Origin of the sequence: Serratia sp. PAMC26656 (assembly GCF_016469055.2) — a bacterium.
Lineage (GTDB): Bacteria > Pseudomonadota > Gammaproteobacteria > Enterobacterales > Enterobacteriaceae > Serratia > Serratia plymuthica.
This window is the reverse complement of sequence record NZ_CP150486.1, coordinates 2,194,123-2,216,924: the sequence shown is the minus strand read 5'-3', so window position 1 is coordinate 2,216,924 and position 22,802 is coordinate 2,194,123. Positions and strand designations below refer to the sequence as shown.

Here is a 22,802-nt window from a genome sequence, read left to right as displayed (position 1 = left end):
CGGTTTGTTTATGCATTACTGTTTAATCGGGATCACCAGCACGTCGACGTTCAGCTGATTGATGGCATGGCGGGTCGATGAAAACAGATTGTTCCACAGGTCGTGATGATGGCCGAAGATCGCCAGATCTATCCCTTTATCCACTACCGCGTTCTGCAATTGTTCAATAAAATCCCCGCGCCCGATAATCACCTCGTGGATCGGGTAATTCACATTTTGGGTCATCGGTTCCATCTCTTTCTTGATCTTGTCGGCGAAAGACACGCCGTCGTAGCTTCTCTCCGAGAAACCAATCGCTGCGTGATAGGTATCGTAATGAACGTCCACGTAGATCAGGGAGAGTTTGGCCTTCAGCGCAGCGGCCAGCAACGCGCCTTTTTCAACCAGCCGTTTACCGTCATCGCTCAGATCGGTGGTAATTAAAATATGTTGATAACACATAGCGCCTCCTGTCATGGACTCGGTAGAGAGCCGAGGCTCCGATATCCCATCAGGGCTATATCGTTATGGTTAATTTTAGTTCAGAAACACAGCGATCGGACGGGGATATTGGCGGGAATGGCCCCACTGCCGGGGCCTGAGGGGATCAGCGCACGCGCTGCACTTCAAACCACACATTGCAAACCGACAGAATCAGCGTGTTGGCGTCTTTCACCAGCACGTTGTCGCCGGGTACGCCTTCGGTGCCTTGATCGGTGATGCCTTTAATCTCGGTGTCGGCGTGCTGGATTGTCACCCGCTCAACCGAAGGCGTGCTGATGCCCAGCATCGGGAAATCAATGTAGGAACTGCTGCCGGAATTGTCCTCGACAAATTCCTGCGCTTCGACCGTGCTGAGGGTAGCGCCCTGATTTTTCAGCATGGTACCGTTCCAGTTGAAGCCGTCGGCCTTATAACTGATTTTGCCGCCGACCAGGCTGTTTGCCTGCTTTTCATCCCAGCAGCCCACGGTTTGCGTCGGCAAAATCTTGCTGACATGCCAGTTGCCCAACAACGTTTTGGGGATGGGTTCGACTGTCGCCTGCTGGCTCTGATCCGCCGCTTGTACCTGCACCGTCGATATGCAGGCCAACACCACCAGCGGCAGCAGCGCCTTGCTCCAGATGTTAAATCGCATTGTATTTTCCTTTCGTGAATTCTGCCCCTGCCGGGCCTGCGAACATCATAATAACCCGGTGGATCCGCAGTCAAAACAAACCGAAGAACAGGGGCACAAACAGAGCAATCCTATAACCGTTATTTCACGACCGGCGACATCTGAGCTTGCTCATAGCAAAACGCTATTAATCATAGTGAATCCGTCTTTTGTTTTATCCTGACGTTTACTTAGAGTCATCATCACTGCTTATCCTGCAATAACCAGCAGGCTATTTTAAAAGGACTCTGGGAAAATGACATTTACGCTAAAAAAGCTCGCCGCAACGTTGGCGGTAGCCGGCACCCTGCTGCTCACCGCCTGCGGACCCGCGGCTCAAGACAGCCACCATATTAAGGTCGGCATCAGTTCCGGTATCGATCAATCGATGTGGGCAGTGGTACAGAAGGTCGCCAAACAGAAGTACAACCTGGATGTGGAAGTGGTGACGTTCAATGATTACGTACTGCCCAATGAGGCATTGAACAACGGCGACCTGGATATTAATGCCTTCCAGCACCGGCCTTACCTGGACAAACAAATTCAGGAGCGCGGCTACAAACTGGTCGCGGTGGGCAACACCTTCGTTTACCCGATTGCCGGTTACTCGAAAAAAATCACCTCGCTCAGCCAACTGCCGGACGGCGCGCAGATCGCCGTGCCGAACGATCCCACCAATCTCGGCCGCTCGCTGCTGCTGTTGCAAAAACAGGGGCTGATCGTTCTGAAGGACGGCGTCGGCTTGCTGCCTACCGCGTTGGATATCGTCGGTAACCCGAAGAAATTGAAAATCGTCGAAATCGAAGCGCCACAGTTGCCGCGCGCGCTGGACGATAAACAGGTAGCGCTGGCGATTATCAATACCAACTACGCCAGCCAGATCGGCCTGTCACCGGCCAGGGACGGTCTGTTTGTCGAAGATAAAAACTCGCCTTACGTCAATATCTTCGCCACCCGCATCGATAACAAAGACAACGAAAACGTGAAGGAGTTGGTCAAGGCCTACCAGACCGATGAAGTGGCCGCCAGCGCGGCCGACATCTACAAGGGTGACGCAGTGAAAGGCTGGTAACGCCCTTTATAACGCCAAAGCCAACCAGGGCGCTGCATTAGCAGCGCCCTATCCTCAACCAGCCGGAGTTACTGTTTGGCGATGTACTTTTGCATAGTGGCCGGCGTCACCAGTTCAAACGGGATCCAATAATACGGCTCCAGCTTTTCGCCTTTGATCATCCGCTGCGCTACGTCGACCGAGGCTTTGCCCTGGCCAACGGCGTCCTGGAATACCGTCACCTGCATCTTGCCGGAAGACAACGCCTTCAGGCCGTCCGGGGTGGCGTCGATGCCGCCGATCAGCACCTTGCTGTCACGCTTGCCGGCCTGCTGCAATGCCATGATCGCGCCAATCGCCATCTCGTCGTTGTTGGCGGCGACAATATCGATAGGTTCGCCGTTAGTGACCCAGTTCATCATCAAATCCATGCCTTCGCTGCGCGAGTAGTTGGCACTTTGCTTTTGCACGACCTTCATATTCGGGTACTTCGCGACCACCTGCTCCACGTCTTTGGTGCGTTGCAGCGCACCGGCATCGGTCAGGTTACCGATCATGATCGCGACATTGCCCTTGTAGTTCGCCAGGCGCGCCAACTCTTCCATTTGCAGGGTGCCGGACTCTTTCTCGTCGGAACCGACAAACACCACGCCGGAAGGCAACTTGCTGTCGCCCGGTGTGCGGTTCACGTACACCAACGGAATGCCTGCCTTCGTCACCAGTTTGGTGATGGCCGGCGTACCCGCCGAATTAACCGGATCGACAATAATCGCGTCCACGCCGGCACTGATAAAGCTCTGCACCTGATCGGTCTGGCGGCCAACGTCGCCGCGTGCGTCTTCGAACTGCACGGTGATACCGCGTGCCTTGGCTTCTTTGTCTATCGAGTGGCGGATAATGGTCAGGAAGTTCTGGTCAAAATAGGCCATCGACACGCCGAGGGTTTCCGCCAGTGCCGAGGTGGAACAGCTGAGCGCAGCCACCAGCACGATTTTTTTTAAGTATTTCATGGTGATTCCCCAGAGATAAAAAAAATACCGCCGGCCAGGCTGCTCCGGCGGAAATTCACGGCAATCAGTGTTTCTTGCGGTTACGGTGCATGTCGATCGACACGGCAGCGACGATAATCACGCCTTTGATAATGTCCTGAATGTAGGAGTCCACACCGATAAAGGTGAAGCCGCTTTTAATCAGCCCGAGGATCACCGCGCCGATCAGCGTGCCGGTAATGCGCCCGACGCCGCCCATCAGGCTGCTGCCGCCAATCACCGCCGCGGCGATGGCGTCCAGTTCGTAAGACATCCCCATGCTCGACTGGCCGCTGCTGACGCGTGCCGCCAGTACCACGCCCGCCAACCCCGCCAGACCGCCGGCGATGGTATACACCGTCACCAGGTATTTATTGACGTTGATGCCGGATACCCGAGCCGAGGTCATGTTGCCGCCGATGGCGTAGATATATTTGCCGTAGCGGGTATGTTTCAGCGCGATATGGAAGATCACCGCAATCACCAGGAAGATGATCACCGGCATCGCACCCTGGCCGATCGAGGTAAAGCCGTCGGACAGGAAGCTGACCGGGTTACCCTGGGTGTAATACTGCGCCAGGCCGCGCGCCGACACCATCATGCCCAGAGTGGCGATAAAAGGCGGAATGCCGGTGCGAGTAATCAGAAAACCGTTGATGAAACCGCAAACGATGCCCACCCCTATCCCCGCGCCGATCGGGATCGCCGCAGGTAAATCGAGCAGTGCCGGGTACATCGGTGAAATGCTGTCGGAAGTTTGCGCCAGGCTGGCCGCCACCACCGCCGTCAGCGCAATCAGCGAACCGGATGAAAGATCGATGCCGGTGGTGATAATGACCTGGGTAACGCCGACGGCGATGATGCCGATAATCGCCACCTGCAGCACGATCAGCAACAGCCGGTTGGGGTTCATCAGGAATGACTGATCGCGGATATACCAGCCGAGAATTTCGAATATCAGCGCGATACCGAGCATCACGATAAAGATGCCGGTATCTTTCGGCATTTTGCCGCTCAGGCCAGAGAACAGTGGCGCTTTACCCGCAAGCGGCTTCTCGATTTTTACATTACTCATGGTGGTTCACCTTTGCGTTATTCAGAGGCCAGCGCCAGGATTTTTTCCTGATCCGCTTCTTCTTTATCCAAAATGCCGGTAATACGGCCGCCGTGCATGACCATCACTCGGTCGCTCATGCCGAGGATCTCCGGCAATTCCGAGGACACCAAAATAATGGCGACACCACGGTTCGCCAGCTCGCTGATCAGGCGATAAATTTCCGCTTTCGCCCCCACGTCGATACCGCGCGTGGGCTCGTCGAGAATCAATATTTTCGGCTGCGCCAGCAGCCAACGGGCGATAAGCACCTTCTGCTGATTACCGCCGCTCAGGTTATTGATGATTTGATCCATGGTCGGGGTTTTGATGTTGAGCTTTTTGATCTGCTCCATGCAGTCTTTAGCCATTTGCACATGGCTGACAAACCCGTTCTTGCCGATGTATTCCGACAGGTTGACGATACTCATGTTCTCGACCACCGACAGCACCAGAAACAACCCGGACTTTTTGCGATCTTCGGTAAGAAAAGCCAGCCCCAGCTCGATGGCCTTTGAGGGGGAATCAACCTTTGCCGCCTTACCCTCGATAAAGATGTTGCCACCGTCCGCCGGGTGCATGCCGAACAAGCTTTCCATCACCTCGCTGCGGCCTGCGCCCACCAGCCCGGCAACGCCGAGGATCTCGCCGCGTTTAACGCTGAACGAAACATCGTGGAACCAGTCCGAACGCCGCAGCCCTTCGACCCGCAACACTTCCTCGCCGATATTGTTGTTGAACTTGGGAAACATTTGGGTCAGCTCGCGCCCCACCATCATGGTGATCAGCGACTGCTTGGTCAGGTTTTCGGTTTTATCGCAGGCGATAAAGGTGCCGTCGCGGAAAATACTCACTTCATCGGTGATGGCAAAAATCTCGTCCATCTTGTGGCTGATATAAATAATACCTTTGCCCTGTTCGCGCAGCTCGCGAATGATGGCGAAAAGGTGCCCCACCTCGCTCTCGGTCAGCGCCGAGGTGGGCTCGTCCATAATCAGAATGTCTGCGTTATAGGAAACCGCCTTGGCGATCTCCACCATTTGCTGACTGGCGATGCTAAGTTCGCCGACCAGGGTCTCCGGTTTTAACTTGATGTTCAGCCGCGCCAGCAGATCGCGGGTTTTCCTGTTCAGCTCGTCATGATTGACGAAGCCAAGCCGCACCGGTTCACGCCCCAGCCAGATGTTTTCCGCCACCGTCATGTAAGGCACCAGGTTAAGCTCCTGGTGAATCATGGAAATACCCGAATGCAGCGCCTGCAGCGTGTCGCTGAAGATCACCGGCTCGCCTTTTATTTTAATGGTGCCTTCATCGGGGTGATAAATGCCGATTAAACATTTCATCAGCGTCGATTTACCTGCGCCGTTCTCCCCCATTAACGCGTGTACGCTGCCTGGTTTGATTTTAATTGAGACCTTGTCCAGCGCCTTCACGCCGGGAAACTGCTTACTGATGCCTTCAGCCTCAAGAACATAAGGATACATACTGATAACCTCCGCCGTTCGTCAATGCATCCCTGCCGTATTTACCGCCGTGCACCAGGTAAATACGGCAAAGGATATAACCGCGCTGCTTTAACGCTTATTTTCTGTTCTTGTCGGCAAATTCCTGATAATTGGCCTTGGTGATCAGTTGGTAAGGGATCAGCACACTGCTTTCCACCTTCTCGCCTTTCACCAGTTGAATGGCGGTTTGCACCGCGCCCTCACCCTGGCCTTTGGCGTCCTGGAATACGCTCAGCGCCAGATCGCCCTTCTTGATGAATTCCAGCGCGTCCGGAGTGCCGTCAACGCCGGCCACCAGCACGCCGGTTTTCTTCGCCTGCTTCAGCGCCAGGATTGCGCCGATGGCCATTTCGTCGTTGTTGGAGGCAATGGCATCAATCTTCTGACCGGTCAGCACCCAGTCGGTGGTAATGTCGACGGCTTCTTTACGCCCCCACTTGGCGGTTTGTTTGTCGAGGATTTTGATGTCGGGGTATTTGGCCGCCACCTCTTCCACACCGCGAGTACGGTCGCGGGTCGCTTCATTGGACAGTTCCCCCATCAGGATCATCACGTTGCCCTTGCCGTTCATCAGCTTGGCCAACTCTTCCATCTGCAGTTTGCCGGCCAGTTTGGAGTCTGAGCCCACGTAGGCCATGCCCGCCGGCAGCGTGACTTCCGGGCGACGGTTAACGAACACCAATGGGATCTTGGCGCTTTCCGCCAGTTTGATCATCGGTTTCACGCCCTGGGTATCGACCGGGTTGAGGATGATGGCGTCGACACCCTGACTGACAAAGTTTTCGACCTGTTGAATTTGCTGGGCAATATCCCCTTTGGCATCTTCAAACTGACCGCTGACGTTGCCGTCCGCCTTCATTTTGTTCTGCATTGACTGTCGCAGGATGGTGAGGAAGTTGTCATCGAAATAAGCCATTGAAACGCCGATCTTGATGTCTTTTGCCAACACGCTGGCCGGCAACATGCACATCAGTACCGAGGTGACGATCAGTTTCTTCAGCTTCATGTTCTGTACCCTTTAATCGTTAGAATGAAGATACCTGTTGATTTGACAGATAATGAAAAATATTTTTTACATTCAAACAACAATCCGGTCGATGTTATCCCTTTGATACGGCAGATTTACCGCTTTTTCTACGTATTCAGGCGGTGTGTGAAATTTTGATCGATATCTCAAAATAGAATAAAAACAACAGATTGAAATATACACCTTGGCGGTACATTCAAGTCGCCACGCCATTATCAAATGTTTATTTCATAATTGAGATTATTGAAACTTTTTAACTCAAACAAGCGAAACATGCGTTTTGGAATGACCAAGTAACAAAAACATGACACGGATCTAACAAATGACGCAAAAGCCATCAACCGACCACGTCCTTTACTGCGCTCTGCCGGAGTTAACGGCCGCAACAATGAAAAATGGCACGGAGGTTTCTCAGCAAATGTGCGAGCGAGCGCGCAGTTTGCGGTTTCCCCATTTCATGCTCATGCTTACTCAGCGATACTGGATATATCCCTATTTTCAGGAGGATCTGACATGCAGCTCAGCAGTAAGGTACGGATGAACCGGCTGTTTAATAACGGCAAATGCCTCGATGTGGCGATCGACCACGGCATCGCCAATGAACCGGATTTTTTAATCGGCCTGGAGGATATCGAACGGGTCATGGGCAGCTTGATCGCCGCCCGGCCGGATGCCATTCAGGTTAACTACGGCCAGGCGGATTTGCTGCAACGCTCGCCGCAGCGCGACAAACCGGCGCTGGTAATGCGCACCGACGTCGGCAATGCCTATAACGCTGCCCGCCACCGCGAAATGTGGGCGGTACTGCACAACCCGGACGCACCGATCCTCGCCGCGCTGCAAATGGATGCCGCAGCGGTGGTGGTTAACCTGTACCTGATCCCCGATGAGCCGGGCATTTTCCGCCAGTGCGTGGAAAACATCGGCCGGCTGCGCCATGCCTGCGATCGCTACGCCATGCCGCTGATGATCGAACCGCTGGTGATGGCCCCGCCCGGCCAGGGCGCCGCTTACGGCTCGCTGGGCGATGTGGAAAAAATGGTGCCTCTGGTACGGCTGGCACGTGAACTGGGCGCCGACATCATCAAGGCCGATCCGACCGAGCGAGTGGAAGATTTTCACCGCATCGTGGAAGCGGCTCGCTGCCCGACGCTGGTGCGCGGCGGCGGCAAAGGCGAACTGGGCGCGGTGCTGGAGAAATCCGCCGCACTGATGGCGCAGGGCGCATCCGGCATGGTGTATGGCCGTAACGTTTATCAGCACAGCAACCCGTCAAAAGTGGTCAGTGCGCTAATGGCGATCATCCACCAGGGTGCCAGCGGCCAGCAGGCGCTGGAAATCTACCACCAGCCCTGAATACGGCTTTTGTAACTAAAATAATCCCTCGCCCGGCGGCAGCATGTTATAACCTGCTGCCGGTCACTGCCCTGCAGCCTATTCCCCGCAAGAATCGTTGATATCGCCATTCGGAGAACCGCCATGCCCAAACAACGGATCCCACTGAAGCTCAGCACCACACTCACGCTGATGGTGTCCGCCATTATCGCTTCGGTGCTGCTGGTGGTGTTCGCACTGTTTTTTGTGCAGATGAACCAAGAGGGGCAGGATCAGTTACAGCAAAAAGCCATGGCGATTGCCAATACGCTGGCGCTCTCTTCTACCGTGGTCGAGGGTCTTGAACGTCAGGATCGCAGCGGCGAAATCCAGCGTTTTGCCGAGCAGGTGCGTAAGCAGAACGAGCTGCTGTTCGTGGTGGTGGTCGATATGAAAGGCATCCGTTACTCACACCCCAAACCCTGGCGCATCGGCCAGCATTTTATCGGCGAGGATCTGGAGCCGGCGCTGCACGGCAAAACCAATAGCGCCATCACTCGCGGCTCGCTGGGGCCATCATTACGGGTTTTTGTTCCTGTCTATGACGCGCAGCGGCAGCAGATCGGCGTGGTGTCGCTCGGCATCGCACTGGATACCGTCCGCCGGGTGCTCGGCGAAAGCCGCTGGATTATTTACTGGACCATTGCCTTCGCCGCGCTGGTCGGCACGCTCGGCACCTTCTTCCTGGTGAGGGCTCTGAAGCGCATCATGCTCGGCTTTGAACCCTACGAAATTTCCAACCTGTTCGAACAACGCAACGCCATGCTGCAGTCCATTAAAGAAGGCGTGATTGCGGTCGATAATCAGTCTCGCATCACCATCGTCAACGACGAAGCCAAACGGCTGCTGCGTCAATGCGGGCCGCTTGAGAATTTGCTGCTGGAATCTGCCAGCAAACATTGGCCGGCCCAGTTGCATCTGGCGGAGGTGCTGGCCAGTGGCAAGCCGCTGCGCGACCGGCAGATCAATTTTAACGGCAGCGAACTGTTAACCAATACCGTGCCGGTAATCGTCAAAGGCCAGGTTATCGGCGCCATCGCCACTTTCCGCGATAAAACCGAAGTCAGCCAGTTGGTGCAGCGCCTGAGCGGCATGGCGCACTACGCCGATGCGCTGCGCGTGCAGTCGCATGAGTTTATGAACAAGCTGCACGTGATCCTCGGCATGTTGCATATGAAGGCTTACCAGCAGTTGGAAAACTACATCATCAATACTGCCAGCAACTATCAGGAAGAAATCGGCGCGCTGCTGCGCAAGATCCACTCGCCGGAGGTCGCGGGCTTCTTTATCGGCAAGATCAGCCGCGCCCATGAGGCCGGCATTGAACTGACCATTGATGAGGCCAGCCTGCTGCCGGAAACCGACGATGCAGAAACCACTCATGTGCTGATCAGCGTGCTGGGCAATCTGATTGAAAACGCCATCGACGCCATTGACGGCGTTGAAGGGCATGAGATCAACCTGAGCTTCCATCACAATGAGGATCACTTACACTGTATTGTCAGTGATGACGGCCCCGGTATCGATCCGGCTATCGGCGCGCGTATTTTTGAACAGGGTTTTTCCACTAAAGGACCGGGGCGCGGTATTGGGCTGGCGCTGATCCGCAGCAGCCTGGAGAAGCTTGGCGGCAGTATTGATTTCGACTCTGAACCGGGTGAACTAACCCAATTTTTTGTGCATATCCCCTATCGGGCCAAGGACTGAACCCATGATTAACGTATTGATTATCGATGACGACCCGATGGTCGCGGAGCTCAATAAATACTATCTGAGCCAGGTCAGCGGGTTTCACTGCCAGGCGACGGTCGCCACGCTGGCGCAGGCGCGCGCGTTGCTGGCCGACGCCAACGTCCCGGTCGATCTGGTACTGCTGGACATCTATATGCAGCAGGAAAACGGGCTGGATCTGCTACCCGGCCTGCGCGAGCTGGGCGAAAAGACCGACGTCATCATCATCTCTTCCGCCAGCGACGTGGACACGGTGCAGCGCGCACTGCACTACGGCGTGGTGGATTATCTGATCAAGCCTTTCCAGTTCACCCGTTTCAAAGAGGCATTGAACAACTACCAACAGCAGTCGCAAATCCTGGCGCAACGCGAGTTCTCGCAGAGCGACGTCGATAGCCTGCTGCGCCGCCAGCCCAGCAGCAGCGAAGGCAAGAAGCTGCCGAAGGGGCTCACCACTATCACGCTAAGTACGGTGAGCGAATGGATTGAGCAGCAGCATGACGGCGAGTTCTCCACCGACAATCTGGCCAACGCTATCGGCATCTCGCGCGTTTCCTGCCGCAAATATCTGATCTATCTCGCAGAAAGCGGCATCCTTGGCACACGTATTCTGTACGGGACTACCGGCAGGCCGGTCTATCTTTACCAACTGAAACCGGATGCCCTTGCCATGCTGAAAGAGTATTGCCGGCCGGCCTAGCCGGTCAGAAAATCCAACAGCGCCGCCAAAAAATCATCGGGCAATTCGACGTTGGACAGATGCACCACCGGCAACACCAGTAACTCTGCGCCCGGCACCGTACGGGCCAGCAATTCACCCTGCGGCAGCGTGGTCACGGTGTCATCCCTGCCGGCGATCACCAGCGTCGGTGCCAGGATCAATGCCGCCGTACGGCGCATATCCAGCTCGCGAACGGCGGCAAAACACCCGGCCAATCCCTGTAAGGAAGTGGCCAACAGCATAGTGCGAAATCGGGCCGCCGTCGCCGCATGTTGTTGCCGGTATGCTGCCGAAAACCAGTTGGCCAGAAACCCTTCTGCGACGTCGTGCATGTCAGCCTGCCGCAGTTCGGCAATCCGCGCATCCCAATGCCCTGCCGGCCCCAAATAAGACGAGGTGTTGGCCAGAACCAGCTTTTCGATCCTCTCCGGCGCGTGTACGCCGAGCCACTGCCCAACCATGCCCCCCAGCGACAGGCCGCAGAAGAACACCTTATCGAGCTGCAACGCATCCAGCAGTTCAATCACGTCACGCCCCAGCCTGGCGACCGAATAGGCTCCCGCCGGGGCGTCTGACACGCCGTGCCCTCTGCCGTCGTAGCGCAGCAGGCTAAAGTGCGCGGATAACGCCGCAATTTGGTCGTCCCACATCGCCATTGAGGTGCCAATCGAGTTGGATAACACCAGAACCGGTTTATCGGCTGCACCGTCAAACCTGTAGGCAATCTTGCAGCCGTCACCGGCGATAATAAAAGACAAGCTGTTCATGGTCACCTCAATGGCCCTTGAGTGTGGGAGGATGAGGATCCCGGCACCCGATATCCACTATGCTATAGGATTAAAGAAGGCTGACGAGCGCCTTAAATGACCGGCTGTGTAGCCTGACAGGAACCCCATCTTGACCATGAACGATCGCCTCACCGGCATTACGACCTTCGTACGGGTGGTCGAGGCCGGCAATTTTGCCCTGGCCGCCGAACGCCTGCACCTGACCCGCTCTGCCGTGGGTAAAAGCATCGCCCGGCTTGAGCAGCGCCTAGGGGTTTTGCTGTTCCATCGCAACGCCCGCGGTCTGAGCCTGACCCACGAGGGCCAGGCCTATTACGACCGCTGTCTGCGCGCGTTAAGCGAACTGGATGCCGCCGACGCCGAACTGGACAGCGGGCGGCGAGAACCACAAGGCACTTTGCGGGTCAGCGCGCCGAAACTGCTGGGCCGCCACTGCATCACCCCGGTGCTGATGGCGTTGGTCGGTCGCTACCCTAATCTGCGGGTCGATATCGCCTTCAATGATCGGGTGGCGGATTTGGCTGAGGAAGGTTTTGATCTGGCAATACGTATCGGCCCGCTGAATGACAGCGCGAACATCATCGCCCGTCGGCTGGGCAGCCAACACCTTGCGCTGTGTGCAGCGCCTGCTTATCTGGCTGCGCATGGTAACCCGCAAAGCGTTGCCGCGCTCGATGGCCACAGCGGCATCGCCTATCATCGGTTTGGCGAGGATGTTGGGTGGCGCCAACTGCAGGCCGATGCCGCTGCGAGTAAACTGAACATCGATATCCGTCTGCGGCTCGACGATCTGCATTCGCTGGCCGATGCCGCCATTGCCGGTGCCGGGCTGGTATGGCTGCCAAACTGGCTGCTGGCGCGCTACCTCCGCTGCGGCGAACTGGTGCCAGTGCTCGGCGATATTCAACTGCTGCCCAGCGATATTCATGCCGTGTGGCCACAGACTCGCTATCTTCCGGCCAAAACCCGCACAGCTATCGACACCTTATTGGAGCGGATGCCGGCGATGTTGCTGGGGATCAGTGACGGCGCTTGAGATTCGGGAAAGCCCTATCGCGGCCCGGTAGCCGACACGTTCCGTCCTGCTGGGATTTATTGCCGCAACGACGCTCACCGAACATCGTGCTGTTGCGCCGCCGGTTAGCCTGTTCGGTCACCCCCCGCTGCCGTTCCCGTTCAAGCGCCTTTTCATTGGCCAACGCCACGCCTTCGGCGCTCCATATTTTATGCTGTAACCCGCTGCGCTTTTGCTGGTAATCCTCAGAAATTTTGTTATCCAGCGGTTGTGCGGCATGGTATTGCAAATCAACCAGCGCTTGTGAAGAGAAGGAACAACACTGCGCCACGCAGGCCAAAAAAATCCGTTTCATCGATGCACTCCCAACATTAAATTTATCCTACTCCGCACAGGGCTCAGCACCTGCCTTTAGTTGAACCCTGCGCGACAAAAAATGCCAACATACAAGCGATGCGCCCCCATGACTGGAATTGGCAACCGCCTGACCAGCAGGCAAGGGTTCGCCACAGAGGCCGAGCCGCACAGCAGTTCTTTGCACTGGCGGTGCTCCGCTGTGGGTAACTCGGATTCCAATCGATGGATGGCGGCCTCCAGCGCTTTGCGCTGTACCCGCAAATCGGCAAGCTGAGCCTGTTCCGAGCGGATTTGCTCTACGTACCAGAGATGCTGCAACAGCCCGTTAAACCGCTGCCGATAGTCAACGGCATCGTCTTTCGCATCAGAAGCAGCGTGCTGAGCGTGCCGGTCGACAAATGAATAGCAACAGCAAGACGCCAGCAAGGTGAACGCTGCCGCAATCACAGAGGTCAATTTCAAAAGCATAAACTCCATTAATGCCGTTGGGGCTAGCAGCCGTCGATAAGCAACGGCTGTTCTTCACGTGGCAAGGCCGACGGATGTGGTTCGCCCGTGGCAGAAGCAGTTTTTCCCTGGGTCTTGCAGTCTTTACGCCGGGCCAGCATATTGTCTTCGCTTGGCGTCGCCACCAGCGACCGCTGTTTTTCATTGCCCATTTCGTCCCACAGACCGTGGGCCACGTCTTTCAGTTTCTTGCGAAACAACACAGGCGAGACCCCTTCATGCTCCCGATCATAACGGGCGGCGGTGGCCGGGTAGCTCCAGGGAAACAATAAGAATATGAAAATAACGGGAATGCCCTTTTCCACAATAAACTCCTGTAATAAGCCCCATGCAGGCACTCATTTCCATAAAATCAAGAGAGGCATTATTTGCCATTAAAATAAACGTTGACCGAGAGTAAACACATTAACCGAACAATAATAAACCTTAATTAAATGGTCAGTATTGAGACTTATAATTCGCAGGCATAATATATTTATGCTGACTAACGATCCCATAAACGGGACCAGTCCAGGGTTCCGCCGATACTGGGAGAGCCTTCGTTCAATACGGAATAGGCCGATTCACCGCTGCCGATGCGTTGTTTCTGTTCCTTCGTGGCCCGCACTGACGGCTCCCAGGCCGAATAAGATGAATCTGCATGAATAGCGCTACAGCCACTCAGCAATATTATCAGCGCAGGGATTCCATGACGCAATGCCATATATTCTCCTTAAAATAGACTTAACCGTCGGCAACGGTAAATAAAAAAATCACTTTTTTTAGTTTATTAATTAGAATGTGCCCAGCGGCCACATCAAGGCAAAACGCATTACTGTTAAATAATGTGGCGAGTGATTTAACTTAAAACAAACAAATAAACCGGCCAACCGCAGCGGCAATGACATTTAGCAAAGAGAGTGCGGCGCACAAAATGCGCCGCCGTTTCAACCTTCGCTATCAGGCTTCCAGGCCAGCAGATCGCCCGGTTGGCAATCGAGAATACGGCAGATTTTGTCTAACGTCTCCAACCTGACGCCTTTGACCTTACCGTTCTTCAGCAACGATAAATTTTGCTCCGTGATCCCCACCTGCTCCGCAAGCTCCTTCGATCGCATCTTCCTTTTGGCTAACATGACATCAAGACTTACTATTATCGCCACTCTATTCTCACACGAAAGAAAGCTGTTCTTCATTCAGCCGCAACGCTTCCAGGAATACCCGGCTAAACACCAGGACTGCGCAGCCTACGATCAACGAGCGTACCGACTCGCTGTTGACGCCATAATAAATTATTAACAGCATTTTTTCACTGGCGGTCAGTATCATCACCTGCAACATACCGGCCAATGAAGGGAACAGTACATCGACAATCAGTAAAATACCGATGATCTGCAGCAACAGCATATTGTTGCGGTGCCAGACATTGCCGCGATAAAACTGATAAAACAGCCCGGCACCGCACAGCAGCGCGCTGTAATAAGGCACGTAGGCGAACATATCCAGCAACAGGGTGGCGAAAATCGCCCAGCGCTGCTGCGGGATGGCGTAGGTATTCAGCTCCGGGTAGTAGTCGCGATAGGCGGCCACGATGCTGTTGAACGCTTCACCCTGCACCCAGCCCTGGATAATCATAAACATCTCCACGCCGGTGCTGATAATCAGCATCGCCATGATCAACAAACACAAGCAACGTACGTAAAGTGGAAGGTGGATCCGTGGCACGGCAGCCATAACAAGTTCATCCTTGGAAAACAGCAATAAGTTATCGTAAAACGATAACTTATTGCTGTCAATGATCAAGTGAACCGATGAATGTGTACCCACTAAGGCAGCTATGGGCGTAAAAAAACCGGGATAACCCGGTTTTTTCAATGCTCGATAGGTTTAGACCAGTTCGACCACGTCGAACTTCACTTCACCGCTGAGATCCGCATCGTAATCAACGCCCTGCAGACCAAAGCCGAACAGACGCAGGAACTCGGCCTTGTAGCCCAGATAATCGGTCAGTTCATTGATGTTGCTGTCGTTGATCTGCGACCAGATTTCACGGCAGGTGTTCTGCACGTCGTCACGCAGTTCCCAGTCGTCCAGACGCAGACGATGCTTCTCGTCGGTGTCCGGTGCGGTACCGCTGTACAGTTTGGTGGCGAACAGACGTTGGATTTGCTCGATGCAACCTTCGTGGATCCCCTGAGCCTTCATGATTTTGAAGACGATGGAGATGTACAACGGCATTACCGGAATGGCAGAGGAAGCTTGAGTCACTACCGACTTCAGCACCGCAACGTAAGCCGCGCCGCCTTTGGCCTTCAGCTTCTGATCGATGGCCTGAGCCGCGCGATCCAGATCTTCTTTTGCCTTGCCCAGCGTACCGTGCCAGTAGATTGGCCAGGTCAGATCGGTACCGATGTAGGAATAAGCTACAGCCTGTACGTTGTCTGCCAGCACGCCGGCTTCGTCCAGCGCGTCCATCCACAGCTGCCAGTCCTGGCCTCCCATCACTTTGACGGTATCGGCAATTTCTTGCTCGTTGGCAGGTTCAACCACGGCTTCTACCAGCACGTCTTTGTTGGTGTCGAGCGCCACGGATTTGTACGGTTCGCCGATAGGTTTCAACGCCGAACGCACCACTTCACCGGTTTCCGGCATTTTACGCACCGGAGAAGCCAGCGAGTAAACCACCATGTCGATCTGACCCAGGTCCTGTTTGATCAGGTCAATAACGGTTTGACGGCATTCGTTGGAGAAGGCGTCGCCGTTAATGCTTTTCGCGTACAGGCCTTCTTCTTTAGCTGCCTTATCAAAACCGGCAGAGTTGTACCAACCGGCAGAACCGGTTTTGCCTTCACTGCCCGGCTTTTCAAAAAATACGCCGATGGTGGCCGCACCGCTGCCGAACGCAGCATTGATACGTGACGCCAGGCCGTAACCGGTAGAGGCACCAATCACCAGCACCTTTTTAGGCCCGCTTTTCAGTTCGCCACGGGATTTAACGTAAGCAATTTGCTCGCGGACGTTGGCTTCACAGCCTGCCGGATGAGCGGTGGTGCAGATAAAACCACGAATTTTAGGTTTGATAATCATAGTAATTTTGTCTTGGTAGCTAAAAACCGAAGGACAATATACCTGATTTTCGCAATATACTTAAGACAGGCGCATTGCAGAATCGCAACAAGCCCAGTGAGCAGACCAGTCTCGCCCGGTAAACTCCGGCCACAAAGGGAGATCATAAAGCGTGATGGCTTGGGGGATGAGGTCAAAAAAAACCTTGCGGCAGCTTGGGCAACTCACACTGGACGGGGGCTCGGTATCGCGCAGTCCCCAGGTCAGGATTTTCGGCCCTGACCTGCCGGGGCGTTATCAGACCTTTTTCTTTTCCAGCTGCTCAACCAGCGTATAGCGCAATGAGGACGCATCGGCCGGTACGTTTTCAGCCTGGGTCACCTTAACCTTCAGACGATAGCGGTAGCCCGGTTCAAAGTTGAAGCCTTCAATCTGGCTATAAAACATTTCCCACTGCCCTTGTATTGAATGGCGCACCTGCATGCATTTCATTGGGGAGACGCCCATGCAATCCACCAGCGCACTGTTAACCAGTAACACTTCCGTATGGTCACCCTTGTTTTTCTTGGGTTGATTCACTGAGGTTCCCTCTTGGCTGCAGCCTGCCAAACCGGCGACAGCAACAAATAATAACGCTTGGATTTTCAATGTAATGCACCATTGACTGTTTGGGTGGGAGGGATAGTACCAAAGCTACGGCTACCGGGGCCAGCGGCGTGTTCCGAATTGATCGGCGAACCGAAATCCTCGGCCCGCCGTTTTTTCAGAACTGTACGTCCGCAGTTTGTATCAACTGGGCAAAAGGACCTGAGAGAGTCAGATTATGATGCCTGATTATCGCCTCGGCGCTCAGCTCCGGCGTATCGCTGCAGGTGTGCGCATCGGTAACCAGTAGCACCTGAAACCCCTGCTCGCCCGCCTGCCGACAGGCGGTATCCACGCAATATTGCGTCTTCATTCCCATTATCGCCAACCGGGTGATGCCACCTTCTTTCAACTGCCCGGCCAGCCCCGTTTGATAGAAACAACTGGGCCGGTTTTTATCTATAACCCTGTCCACTGCCGCATCGATTTCCAGACGCGGATGCAGTTGCCAAAAATGACTGCCTGCTGCGATCGGTGACCCTTCTGGCCCGGCATGGCGCACAAAGAATATGGGGCAGCCCGCATCGCGCGCCCTACCAATCAGCGCGTTGATATTAGCCAGAACCCGTTCGCCTTCATAAGGCGGCTCCGGGCCCTCGTACATGCCGAGTTGCATATCAATGATCAAAAGTGCGGTACGGTGATGATGTTGTTGCATGTGAATCTCCGTCGTTACCAGCCAGGACGGAGCATAAAGACGCCCCGGCCATTGCTGGCGGGGCTTTGGGGAACTGCGTTTTTAGCTCACGCACACCCTTACGGCCCGCCAGAAAGAGGCGGTTGTCGTGGTTGTGGTGAAGGTGAGCAAAGTATATTTCATCACTCGATAATGCTTAAGTTCGGCAGAGGAGTCAATGAGGTTTATAGAGGGGGGATATTACCCATTACAACGAGAAAGCCCTGGCAAATTTGCCAGGGCTTTTTTGAGTGCTTAGCTTGGAGAGGATACCGTAAAGTGTTGGGTCGTTATTTCTTCGCCATAACTTTCCTCCATATCAAACGAGTATTTAAATGCCCAACTAACGCCATCTTGAGCAACAACCGGCACACCCACGCCAGAGAAGCAACGCCCCTCCAGGGAGATAGCCAAGTAGTAGGCTGCGGCTGAATGCAGCACTTCGTCGTACACAATCGCCGGATCAATCGGCAGCGGTAAACGGCCTAAGTACTTGTTTAAAAGGACGGCACCTTCGAACCCACCCCCTACCGCTACTTTGGTTAATGCTTTTGCCTGCTCCGGGGTTAGCGTCACACAGTTATTCGCATCAATAATCAGATTTGTCATTTTAGTTCCTTTGTCATTGTCACTGTATCCATATACAGCGAGCGGACTTTATCAACTTATTTGCGGAATATCGCATGACTGGCAGTGTGCCCTTGGTGACACATCTTAATTCAAAAGAACATGAATATTGATAGTTTCAAAAGGCCTAAATAAAAATGCCCAAATGAATAATAAACAAACCAGGCTATTAATCACAAGCGGAAAAAATCACCAAAAAAAACATTAAATCAAAAATACAGTTATCGTAATAATCATATCTATTGAAGAGTAATGTTTTTCGCAAAGTAATATTGTATGATTATTAATATCGATGTATCATCAAAAACAGATCAGTGAATCAAATAGAAAGCCAAGATCATCATAATTGTCACCTTTTATTAAACGGTAGTAGGCACCTTCACGCTTAGGAAAAAAACCTTAAAAAAATCGCAAAAGGAAACAATTATTATGTTATATACCAAGACTGGTTCTGGTCATCCGATTATTTTTCTGCCTGGGTTATTTGCCGGGGGTTGGATATGGAACTCAGTTATTGAGGGCATGGTTGAACATGGATATAGTCCTATAGTATTCAATGAATCAATACCTGTAACTTTTGGTAGTGGCTATAAAAAGGCGAAAGACTCGCTGGATCAGGTGATCGCCTCTTGTAATGAAGCACCTTATTTAGTGGGTAACTCACTGGGTGCATTAATTGCTTTACACTACACCTCAGCAGCGCCCTCTCAGGTTAAAGGCCTTTTTATGAGTGGAGCGCCAGGCCAGATTGAAGCGGATGCCGGCGTATCATTAAGTGAACTGCGTACGGGCGATACTCAATATGCTCGTTCTTTGATGAGTAATGTTTATTTTGACAAAAGCAAAGTGCCACAACGTGGAATAGATGAAATTTCTCATCTTTTCAGTGATGATCAGATTCATAAAAACATCGTAAGATGGTTATCATTCAGTAGAAAGTATGATGTCCCAGGCACTCTTAATAAAATGGCCACTCCCACCCACTTTATTTGGGGGGAACATGATATGATAACCCCTATAGAGCCATGGATTACGCTATCGCAAAAATTAAAAAACGTTAGTATGACTGTAATAAAAAATTGCGGACATAGCCCAATGCTAGAGGCACCGCAAAAATTTATAGCTGAATTATTATCTTTACTAAATATCGAAGTCATCAGTGAAGTATAAGCCATAGTCATTAGATTCCGCTACTCCATCTTTAAACCCCGCGATCCATTGCGGGGTAAAGTTGGTTAGCAGTATTCTCGGAACGATTCGAAAAAAACTCGGCATAAAAATACATTAACGACCTGTCATCAAATCACCGACACGTCCGCAAATTCGCACGACCCGTTTGGTTGTAAGTATCCCTGCAAAACGTCCCGTTCACTTTTAGAGATCTTCCGACATACTGATTATGTCCCCGAGGAGATCGCTATGCGTAAAATCCGATTCACCGAGCACCAGATCATCGCCGTTCTGAAGTCTGTCGAAGCCGGACGCACCGTTAAAGATGTGTGCCGTGAGGCCGCTATTTCCGAAGCCAGCTATTACAACTGGAAGGCGAAATATGGCGGTATGGAAGCCGCTGATGTCAAAAAGATCAAAGATCTTGAAGACGAGAATCGTCGCCTGAAACAGATGTTTGCCGATCTGAGTCTGGAATGTCGGGCACTGAAAGACGTCATCGAAAAAAAGCTTTAAAACCAGCGATAAAGCGTGAGCTTGTCAACTATTTGACCGCGCAGTTTACGATGAGCATACGCCAGGCATGCAGGACGTTATCGCTGAGCAGGACGGTGTTTCGTTATCAACCCGATACGCGACGTGATGAACCGGTGATCCAGGTGCTGGCCGAGGTGGCCGAGCGCTATCCCCGCTACGGCTTTAAGAAGCTTTTTCAGGTGCTTCGCAGGCAGGGTCACGTCTGGAACCACAAGCGGGTGCACCGGATTTACTGTCTGCTGAAACTGAATTTTCGGCGTAAGGGTAAACAACGTCTGCCGGTGCGTAATCCGGCTCCGCTGGCAACGCCGGAAGCGCTCAATCAGAGTTGGTCTATCGATTTTATGCACGACGCGCTGGTGTGCGGTCGACGTTTTCGAACCTTCAACGTCGTGGATGATTTTAACCGCGAGGCTTTGGCCATCGAAATTGACCTGAGTATCCCTGCACAGCGGGTCGTCCGGGTGCTGGACAGGATTGTGGCAAACCGTGGATATCCGCTGAAAATGCGGATGGATAATGGGCCGGAACTGATATCACTGGCTTTGGCGCAATGGGCTGAAGACCATGGTGTGATGCTGGAATTTATTAAGCCGGGTAAGCCAACGCAGAACGCATTTATCGAACGGTTTAACCGAACTTACCGGACAGAAATACTGGATTTTTACCTGTTCAGAACGCTGAAAGAAGCACGGGAAATTACGGAACGCTGGCTGAATGAATACAACAGTGAGCGACCCCATGAATCCCTGGATAACCTGACACCGGAAGAGTACCGGCTGATGGCTGAGAAACCGGAAATCTCAAAAAGTGCGTGGAACTAAAGCTGGGATACTTACACGCCTGGGTAGTGATAGCTATCTCAGTGATGCTGTTTGGCTCAACCATGGCGGAACTGCTGTTAGCGATCCGTCTAACTACCCAATTAATACCGCGATTGCCGGCTTTCGAGATAACCTTTGGCACACTGCTGTCATTCAAGCATCCTCTACTTATCATCGGTGGGAGCATGATGGTGCATTGCAGCAGTTATCAAACCAGGCTGCGAAGCCATTCCTGACGCCTGAATCACGGAGGCTGGTTGTGGGCGGAGCGGGCAATCCGTTGTCGCATGGCTGGCAGGGGGATATTGCGGTGTTGTTGCTTATACCAAAAATCCTTTCTGACGCTGATAAGGCGATGATTTATGAAAGGCTGAATGCGATGAAAACCCGACTGACCCCTACATAAAGTTGCTTTCCTCTCCTTTGTCTTCTGAACAGATTCCATTCATATTAAGAAGCTTGCCTATTAAATGGACAGGTTATATCTTGACGAGAACTCTGATCCTGAGCGAAGCATGGAGTGCGCATGTTCTTCAGAAAAATATTACGACATATATCTGTTTTTAAGATGAGGTTTTTTAACCCCCAAAAACATAATGCTAAAAAATGCATTGGTGATTTGTCATTCTCAGTAAATATGTATGACCGGCTTTTGCGTATGAAGGTTATGAGGAATGGGCAGGAGTTAGGGTATTTGAATTTCACGAGAAATGATGGTGAAAGTATATACCTTGCCGATATATTTATCTTTGATGGCTATAGGAACTTAGGTGTCGGCACCAGACTTCTGCATGCAGGTATAGAACAAGTGAAAATGCTAAATATTGAAAGAATATATGGCGTTATGGTTGGCGATGTCGATAGGTTACGAAGTTTTTATCAATCTTTCGGATTCGAGCTATCAGGAAAAAATATAGAGCTAGTTATCAAAAAGTCCAAGTTATAGAAGCTAGCATGCTTGTCTGGTTGTGTTATCGCCGGATACGCGCTAAATTCCCCAAAGATGCCGACCTATGCTTAACAGCAAGGTCGGTTTTTTTATTCCCTCAATCTGTGACCCCATATGCCTGATATTGACATCACAACTATGGGCGGCGAGATGCCGCGCATGGTCGCGCACCTGTTGCCGCAATCGTCAAGCTCAATCAGCAGTGTTCGGTTGAGTGCCAGGGTAAATATGGATGGGAGCCTGGAACGGTTTACGAGCCAATCTATATCGCTGTTGATCATATCGAGTCGTTTTCATGGAGCGGCCTAACCTACTTAAAAATGACATCCGGGGAAAAGATTCAAGTAATAGAAACACCAGAAGAAATTATGGCGATGATCAACGATGCGTGCGGTGGAGGTAGTGATGCCAGCAAATGAACTCAGCCTCAACGGAAAAAGCATTCTCGACATGTGCTGCGGTTCAAGAATGTTCTGGTTCGACAAACAGGACGAACGAGCATTATTCAGCGACAAGCGCAGTGAAAACCACGTTCTGTGTGATGGGCGAAAGCTGGTGATCTCCCCAGACCTGATCGCCGATTTCACCGCTCTACCGTTTGCCGATTGCACCTTCCCTGTTGTCGTCTTTGATCCGCCACACTTGGAACGCGTCGGGCCAAATGGCTGGCAGGGTAAGAAGTACGGAAAGCTCGACCGCGATACGTGGCGCGATGAGCTGCGTGCTGGTTTCGCCGAAGCTTTCCGCGTACTACGACCACACGGCGTGCTGATCTTCAAGTGGAACGAAACACAGATACCAGTTAGTCAGATCATCGTCCTAACAGACGTGAAACCAGCAATCTGGCAACGCACCGGTAAGAACGATAAAACCCACTGGATCATTTTTGTTAAGATATAATCAAAAAACAACTGTTTTATTAAATGTGCAAAGATTAGTTGCAATATAAAATTCACATGCGAAAATTGAAACCACTAAAGACAACATTAATATCATC

General features: G+C 52.7%; 26 protein-coding genes. 10 read left to right on the top strand and 16 right to left on the bottom strand.

Annotation, left to right across the window (positions count from 1 at the left end):
- Window positions 1-15: 15 nt before the first annotated feature.
- The gene (locus tag JEM67_RS11425; protein ID WP_013812494.1) at window positions 16-441 is read right to left on the bottom strand and encodes a universal stress protein; all 426 of its coding nucleotides are present in this window, start codon (window positions 439-441) and stop codon (window positions 16-18) included.
- 145 nt (window positions 442-586) lie between these two features.
- A complete protein-coding gene (locus JEM67_RS11420; protein ID WP_199638840.1) occupies window positions 587-1,117 on the bottom strand; it encodes a hypothetical protein in 531 nt (176 codons plus the stop codon).
- Between the two features lie 274 nt (window positions 1,118-1,391).
- Between JEM67_RS11420 and JEM67_RS11415 the strand changes: the two genes are divergently transcribed.
- Complete coding sequence (locus JEM67_RS11415; protein WP_199638838.1) at window positions 1,392-2,207, top strand: MetQ/NlpA family lipoprotein; 816 nt, start codon at window positions 1,392-1,394, stop codon at window positions 2,205-2,207.
- Window positions 2,208-2,275: 68 nt separating this feature from the next.
- On the opposite strand, the gene JEM67_RS11410 is transcribed toward JEM67_RS11415, so the two are convergent.
- From JEM67_RS11410 to JEM67_RS11395, 4 genes are all read right to left on the bottom strand, one after another.
- Window positions 2,276-3,196, bottom strand: a complete 921-nt coding sequence (locus JEM67_RS11410; RefSeq protein WP_199638836.1) for a sugar ABC transporter substrate-binding protein — start codon at window positions 3,194-3,196, stop codon at window positions 2,276-2,278.
- A gap of 64 nt (window positions 3,197-3,260) precedes the next feature.
- Window positions 3,261-4,289 carry an ABC transporter permease gene (locus JEM67_RS11405; RefSeq protein ID WP_013812489.1) on the bottom strand — a complete coding sequence of 343 codons (1,029 nt, stop codon included), beginning with the start codon at window positions 4,287-4,289 and terminating at the stop codon, window positions 3,261-3,263.
- A 17-nt stretch (window positions 4,290-4,306) separates the two neighbouring features.
- Window positions 4,307-5,791: a sugar ABC transporter ATP-binding protein gene (locus JEM67_RS11400; RefSeq protein WP_013812488.1), complete on the bottom strand. Its 1,485-nt coding sequence runs from the start codon at window positions 5,789-5,791 to the stop codon at window positions 4,307-4,309.
- Between the two features lie 97 nt (window positions 5,792-5,888).
- Window positions 5,889-6,818, bottom strand: coding sequence for a sugar ABC transporter substrate-binding protein (locus JEM67_RS11395; RefSeq protein ID WP_013812487.1), 930 nt, complete (start codon window positions 6,816-6,818; stop codon window positions 5,889-5,891).
- Window positions 6,819-7,352: 534 nt separating this feature from the next.
- On the opposite strand from JEM67_RS11395, the gene JEM67_RS11390 reads away from it, so the two are divergent.
- The 3 genes from JEM67_RS11390 to dcuR all read left to right on the top strand — a co-directional run bounded on the left by JEM67_RS11390 (window position 7,353) and on the right by dcuR (window position 10,644).
- Window positions 7,353-8,195, top strand: a complete 843-nt coding sequence (locus tag JEM67_RS11390; protein WP_013812486.1) for a class I fructose-bisphosphate aldolase — start codon at window positions 7,353-7,355, stop codon at window positions 8,193-8,195.
- A 123-nt stretch (window positions 8,196-8,318) separates the two neighbouring features.
- Window positions 8,319-9,920, top strand: coding sequence for a sensor histidine kinase (locus JEM67_RS11385; RefSeq protein WP_013812485.1), 1,602 nt, complete (start codon window positions 8,319-8,321; stop codon window positions 9,918-9,920).
- A gap of 4 nt (window positions 9,921-9,924) precedes the next feature.
- The gene (gene dcuR / locus JEM67_RS11380; protein ID WP_199638834.1) at window positions 9,925-10,644 is read left to right on the top strand and encodes a two-component system response regulator DcuR; all 720 of its coding nucleotides are present in this window, start codon (window positions 9,925-9,927) and stop codon (window positions 10,642-10,644) included.
- On the opposite strand, the gene pcaD is transcribed toward dcuR, so the two are convergent.
- Window positions 10,641-11,432, bottom strand: a complete 792-nt coding sequence (pcaD, locus tag JEM67_RS11375; protein WP_199638832.1) for a 3-oxoadipate enol-lactonase — start codon at window positions 11,430-11,432, stop codon at window positions 10,641-10,643. The genes dcuR and pcaD overlap by 4 nt on opposite strands.
- Before the next feature lie 136 nt (window positions 11,433-11,568).
- Here pcaD and JEM67_RS11370 point away from each other — a divergent pair, with 136 nt between their 5' ends.
- The gene (locus JEM67_RS11370) at window positions 11,569-12,489 is read left to right on the top strand and encodes a LysR family transcriptional regulator (RefSeq protein ID WP_199638927.1); all 921 of its coding nucleotides are present in this window, start codon (window positions 11,569-11,571) and stop codon (window positions 12,487-12,489) included.
- On the opposite strand, the gene JEM67_RS11365 is transcribed toward JEM67_RS11370, so the two are convergent.
- The 9 genes from JEM67_RS11365 to JEM67_RS11325 form a co-directional block, all read right to left on the bottom strand.
- Window positions 12,473-12,823 (bottom strand): hypothetical protein, encoded by a 351-nt coding sequence (locus JEM67_RS11365; protein ID WP_199638830.1) that lies wholly within the window; start codon window positions 12,821-12,823, stop codon window positions 12,473-12,475. The two genes, JEM67_RS11370 and JEM67_RS11365, sit on opposite strands and share 17 nt — an antisense overlap.
- A 56-nt stretch (window positions 12,824-12,879) precedes the next feature.
- Window positions 12,880-13,293 carry a hypothetical protein gene (locus tag JEM67_RS11360; RefSeq protein WP_233527856.1) on the bottom strand — a complete coding sequence of 138 codons (414 nt, stop codon included), beginning with the start codon at window positions 13,291-13,293 and terminating at the stop codon, window positions 12,880-12,882.
- 23 nt (window positions 13,294-13,316) lie between these two features.
- Window positions 13,317-13,637 (bottom strand): hypothetical protein, encoded by a 321-nt coding sequence (locus tag JEM67_RS11355; protein WP_199638828.1) that lies wholly within the window; start codon window positions 13,635-13,637, stop codon window positions 13,317-13,319.
- Window positions 13,638-14,258: 621 nt separating this feature from the next.
- Window positions 14,259-14,474: a helix-turn-helix domain-containing protein gene (locus tag JEM67_RS11350; protein WP_013812478.1), complete on the bottom strand. Its 216-nt coding sequence runs from the start codon at window positions 14,472-14,474 to the stop codon at window positions 14,259-14,261.
- A gap of 7 nt (window positions 14,475-14,481) precedes the next feature.
- The gene (locus JEM67_RS11345; protein ID WP_199638824.1) at window positions 14,482-15,045 is read right to left on the bottom strand and encodes a DUF2975 domain-containing protein; all 564 of its coding nucleotides are present in this window, start codon (window positions 15,043-15,045) and stop codon (window positions 14,482-14,484) included.
- A gap of 153 nt (window positions 15,046-15,198) precedes the next feature.
- Window positions 15,199-16,398 (bottom strand): enoyl-ACP reductase FabV, encoded by a 1,200-nt coding sequence (gene fabV / locus JEM67_RS11340; RefSeq protein WP_199638822.1) that lies wholly within the window; start codon window positions 16,396-16,398, stop codon window positions 15,199-15,201.
- A 276-nt stretch (window positions 16,399-16,674) separates the two neighbouring features.
- Window positions 16,675-17,025 (bottom strand): DUF4377 domain-containing protein, encoded by a 351-nt coding sequence (locus tag JEM67_RS11335; protein WP_020438857.1) that lies wholly within the window; start codon window positions 17,023-17,025, stop codon window positions 16,675-16,677.
- Between the two features lie 115 nt (window positions 17,026-17,140).
- Complete coding sequence (locus tag JEM67_RS11330; protein WP_199638820.1) at window positions 17,141-17,680, bottom strand: cysteine hydrolase family protein; 540 nt, start codon at window positions 17,678-17,680, stop codon at window positions 17,141-17,143.
- Between the two features lie 273 nt (window positions 17,681-17,953).
- Window positions 17,954-18,307, bottom strand: coding sequence for a hypothetical protein (locus JEM67_RS11325; RefSeq protein ID WP_013812471.1), 354 nt, complete (start codon window positions 18,305-18,307; stop codon window positions 17,954-17,956).
- Between the two features lie 447 nt (window positions 18,308-18,754).
- Here JEM67_RS11325 and JEM67_RS11320 point away from each other — a divergent pair, with 447 nt between their 5' ends.
- From JEM67_RS11320 to JEM67_RS11300, 5 genes are all read left to right on the top strand, one after another.
- Entirely contained in the window at window positions 18,755-19,495 is a 741-nt protein-coding gene (locus JEM67_RS11320) for an alpha/beta fold hydrolase (RefSeq protein ID WP_199638818.1), read from the top strand.
- Window positions 19,496-19,744: 249 nt separating this feature from the next.
- A protein-coding gene (locus JEM67_RS11315) for an IS3 family transposase (protein ID WP_426406355.1) occupies window positions 19,745-20,856 on the top strand; the annotation gives its coding sequence in 2 pieces (ribosomal slippage) (window positions 19,745-20,006 and window positions 20,006-20,856; 1,113 coding nt in all).
- Window positions 20,843-21,262 (top strand): hypothetical protein, encoded by a 420-nt coding sequence (locus tag JEM67_RS11310; protein ID WP_426406354.1) that lies wholly within the window; start codon window positions 20,843-20,845, stop codon window positions 21,260-21,262. The genes JEM67_RS11315 and JEM67_RS11310 overlap by 14 nt, the downstream gene beginning before the upstream one ends.
- 120 nt (window positions 21,263-21,382) lie before the next feature.
- On the top strand, window positions 21,383-21,802 hold the full coding sequence (locus tag JEM67_RS11305) for a GNAT family N-acetyltransferase (protein WP_199637495.1): 420 nt from the start codon (window positions 21,383-21,385) through the stop codon (window positions 21,800-21,802).
- Window positions 21,803-22,210: 408 nt separating this feature from the next.
- Entirely contained in the window at window positions 22,211-22,705 is a 495-nt protein-coding gene (locus JEM67_RS11300) for a class I SAM-dependent methyltransferase (protein WP_199637493.1), read from the top strand.
- The last annotated feature ends 97 nt before the right edge of the window (window positions 22,706-22,802 follow it).

Excerpts from the sequence above, each read along its gene's own strand:
- JEM67_RS11425 (WP_013812494.1), bottom strand. The coding sequence starts at position 441 with ATGTGTTATCAACATATTTTAATTACCACCGATCTGAGCGATGACGGT.
- JEM67_RS11420 (WP_199638840.1), bottom strand. The coding sequence starts at position 1,117 with ATGCGATTTAACATCTGGAGCAAGGCGCTGCTGCCGCTGGTGGTGTTG.
- JEM67_RS11415 (WP_199638838.1), top strand. The coding sequence starts at position 1,392 with ATGACATTTACGCTAAAAAAGCTCGCCGCAACGTTGGCGGTAGCCGGC.
- JEM67_RS11410 (WP_199638836.1), bottom strand. The coding sequence starts at position 3,196 with ATGAAATACTTAAAAAAAATCGTGCTGGTGGCTGCGCTCAGCTGTTCC.
- JEM67_RS11405 (WP_013812489.1), bottom strand. The coding sequence starts at position 4,289 with ATGAGTAATGTAAAAATCGAGAAGCCGCTTGCGGGTAAAGCGCCACTG.
- JEM67_RS11400 (WP_013812488.1), bottom strand. The coding sequence starts at position 5,791 with ATGTATCCTTATGTTCTTGAGGCTGAAGGCATCAGTAAGCAGTTTCCC.
- JEM67_RS11395 (WP_013812487.1), bottom strand. The coding sequence starts at position 6,818 with ATGAAGCTGAAGAAACTGATCGTCACCTCGGTACTGATGTGCATGTTG.
- JEM67_RS11390 (WP_013812486.1), top strand. The coding sequence starts at position 7,353 with ATGCAGCTCAGCAGTAAGGTACGGATGAACCGGCTGTTTAATAACGGC.
- JEM67_RS11385 (WP_013812485.1), top strand. The coding sequence starts at position 8,319 with ATGCCCAAACAACGGATCCCACTGAAGCTCAGCACCACACTCACGCTG.
- dcuR (WP_199638834.1), top strand. The coding sequence starts at position 9,925 with ATGATTAACGTATTGATTATCGATGACGACCCGATGGTCGCGGAGCTC.
- pcaD (WP_199638832.1), bottom strand. The coding sequence starts at position 11,432 with ATGAACAGCTTGTCTTTTATTATCGCCGGTGACGGCTGCAAGATTGCC.
- JEM67_RS11370 (WP_199638927.1), top strand. The coding sequence starts at position 11,569 with ATGAACGATCGCCTCACCGGCATTACGACCTTCGTACGGGTGGTCGAG.
- JEM67_RS11365 (WP_199638830.1), bottom strand. The coding sequence starts at position 12,823 with ATGAAACGGATTTTTTTGGCCTGCGTGGCGCAGTGTTGTTCCTTCTCT.
- JEM67_RS11360 (WP_233527856.1), bottom strand. The coding sequence starts at position 13,293 with ATGCTTTTGAAATTGACCTCTGTGATTGCGGCAGCGTTCACCTTGCTG.
- JEM67_RS11345 (WP_199638824.1), bottom strand. The coding sequence starts at position 15,045 with ATGGCTGCCGTGCCACGGATCCACCTTCCACTTTACGTACGTTGCTTG.
- fabV (WP_199638822.1), bottom strand. The coding sequence starts at position 16,398 with ATGATTATCAAACCTAAAATTCGTGGTTTTATCTGCACCACCGCTCAT.
- JEM67_RS11330 (WP_199638820.1), bottom strand. The coding sequence starts at position 17,680 with ATGCAACAACATCATCACCGTACCGCACTTTTGATCATTGATATGCAA.
- JEM67_RS11325 (WP_013812471.1), bottom strand. The coding sequence starts at position 18,307 with ATGACAAATCTGATTATTGATGCGAATAACTGTGTGACGCTAACCCCG.
- JEM67_RS11320 (WP_199638818.1), top strand. The coding sequence starts at position 18,755 with ATGTTATATACCAAGACTGGTTCTGGTCATCCGATTATTTTTCTGCCT.
- JEM67_RS11305 (WP_199637495.1), top strand. The coding sequence starts at position 21,383 with ATGTTCTTCAGAAAAATATTACGACATATATCTGTTTTTAAGATGAGG.
- JEM67_RS11300 (WP_199637493.1), top strand. The coding sequence starts at position 22,211 with ATGCCAGCAAATGAACTCAGCCTCAACGGAAAAAGCATTCTCGACATG.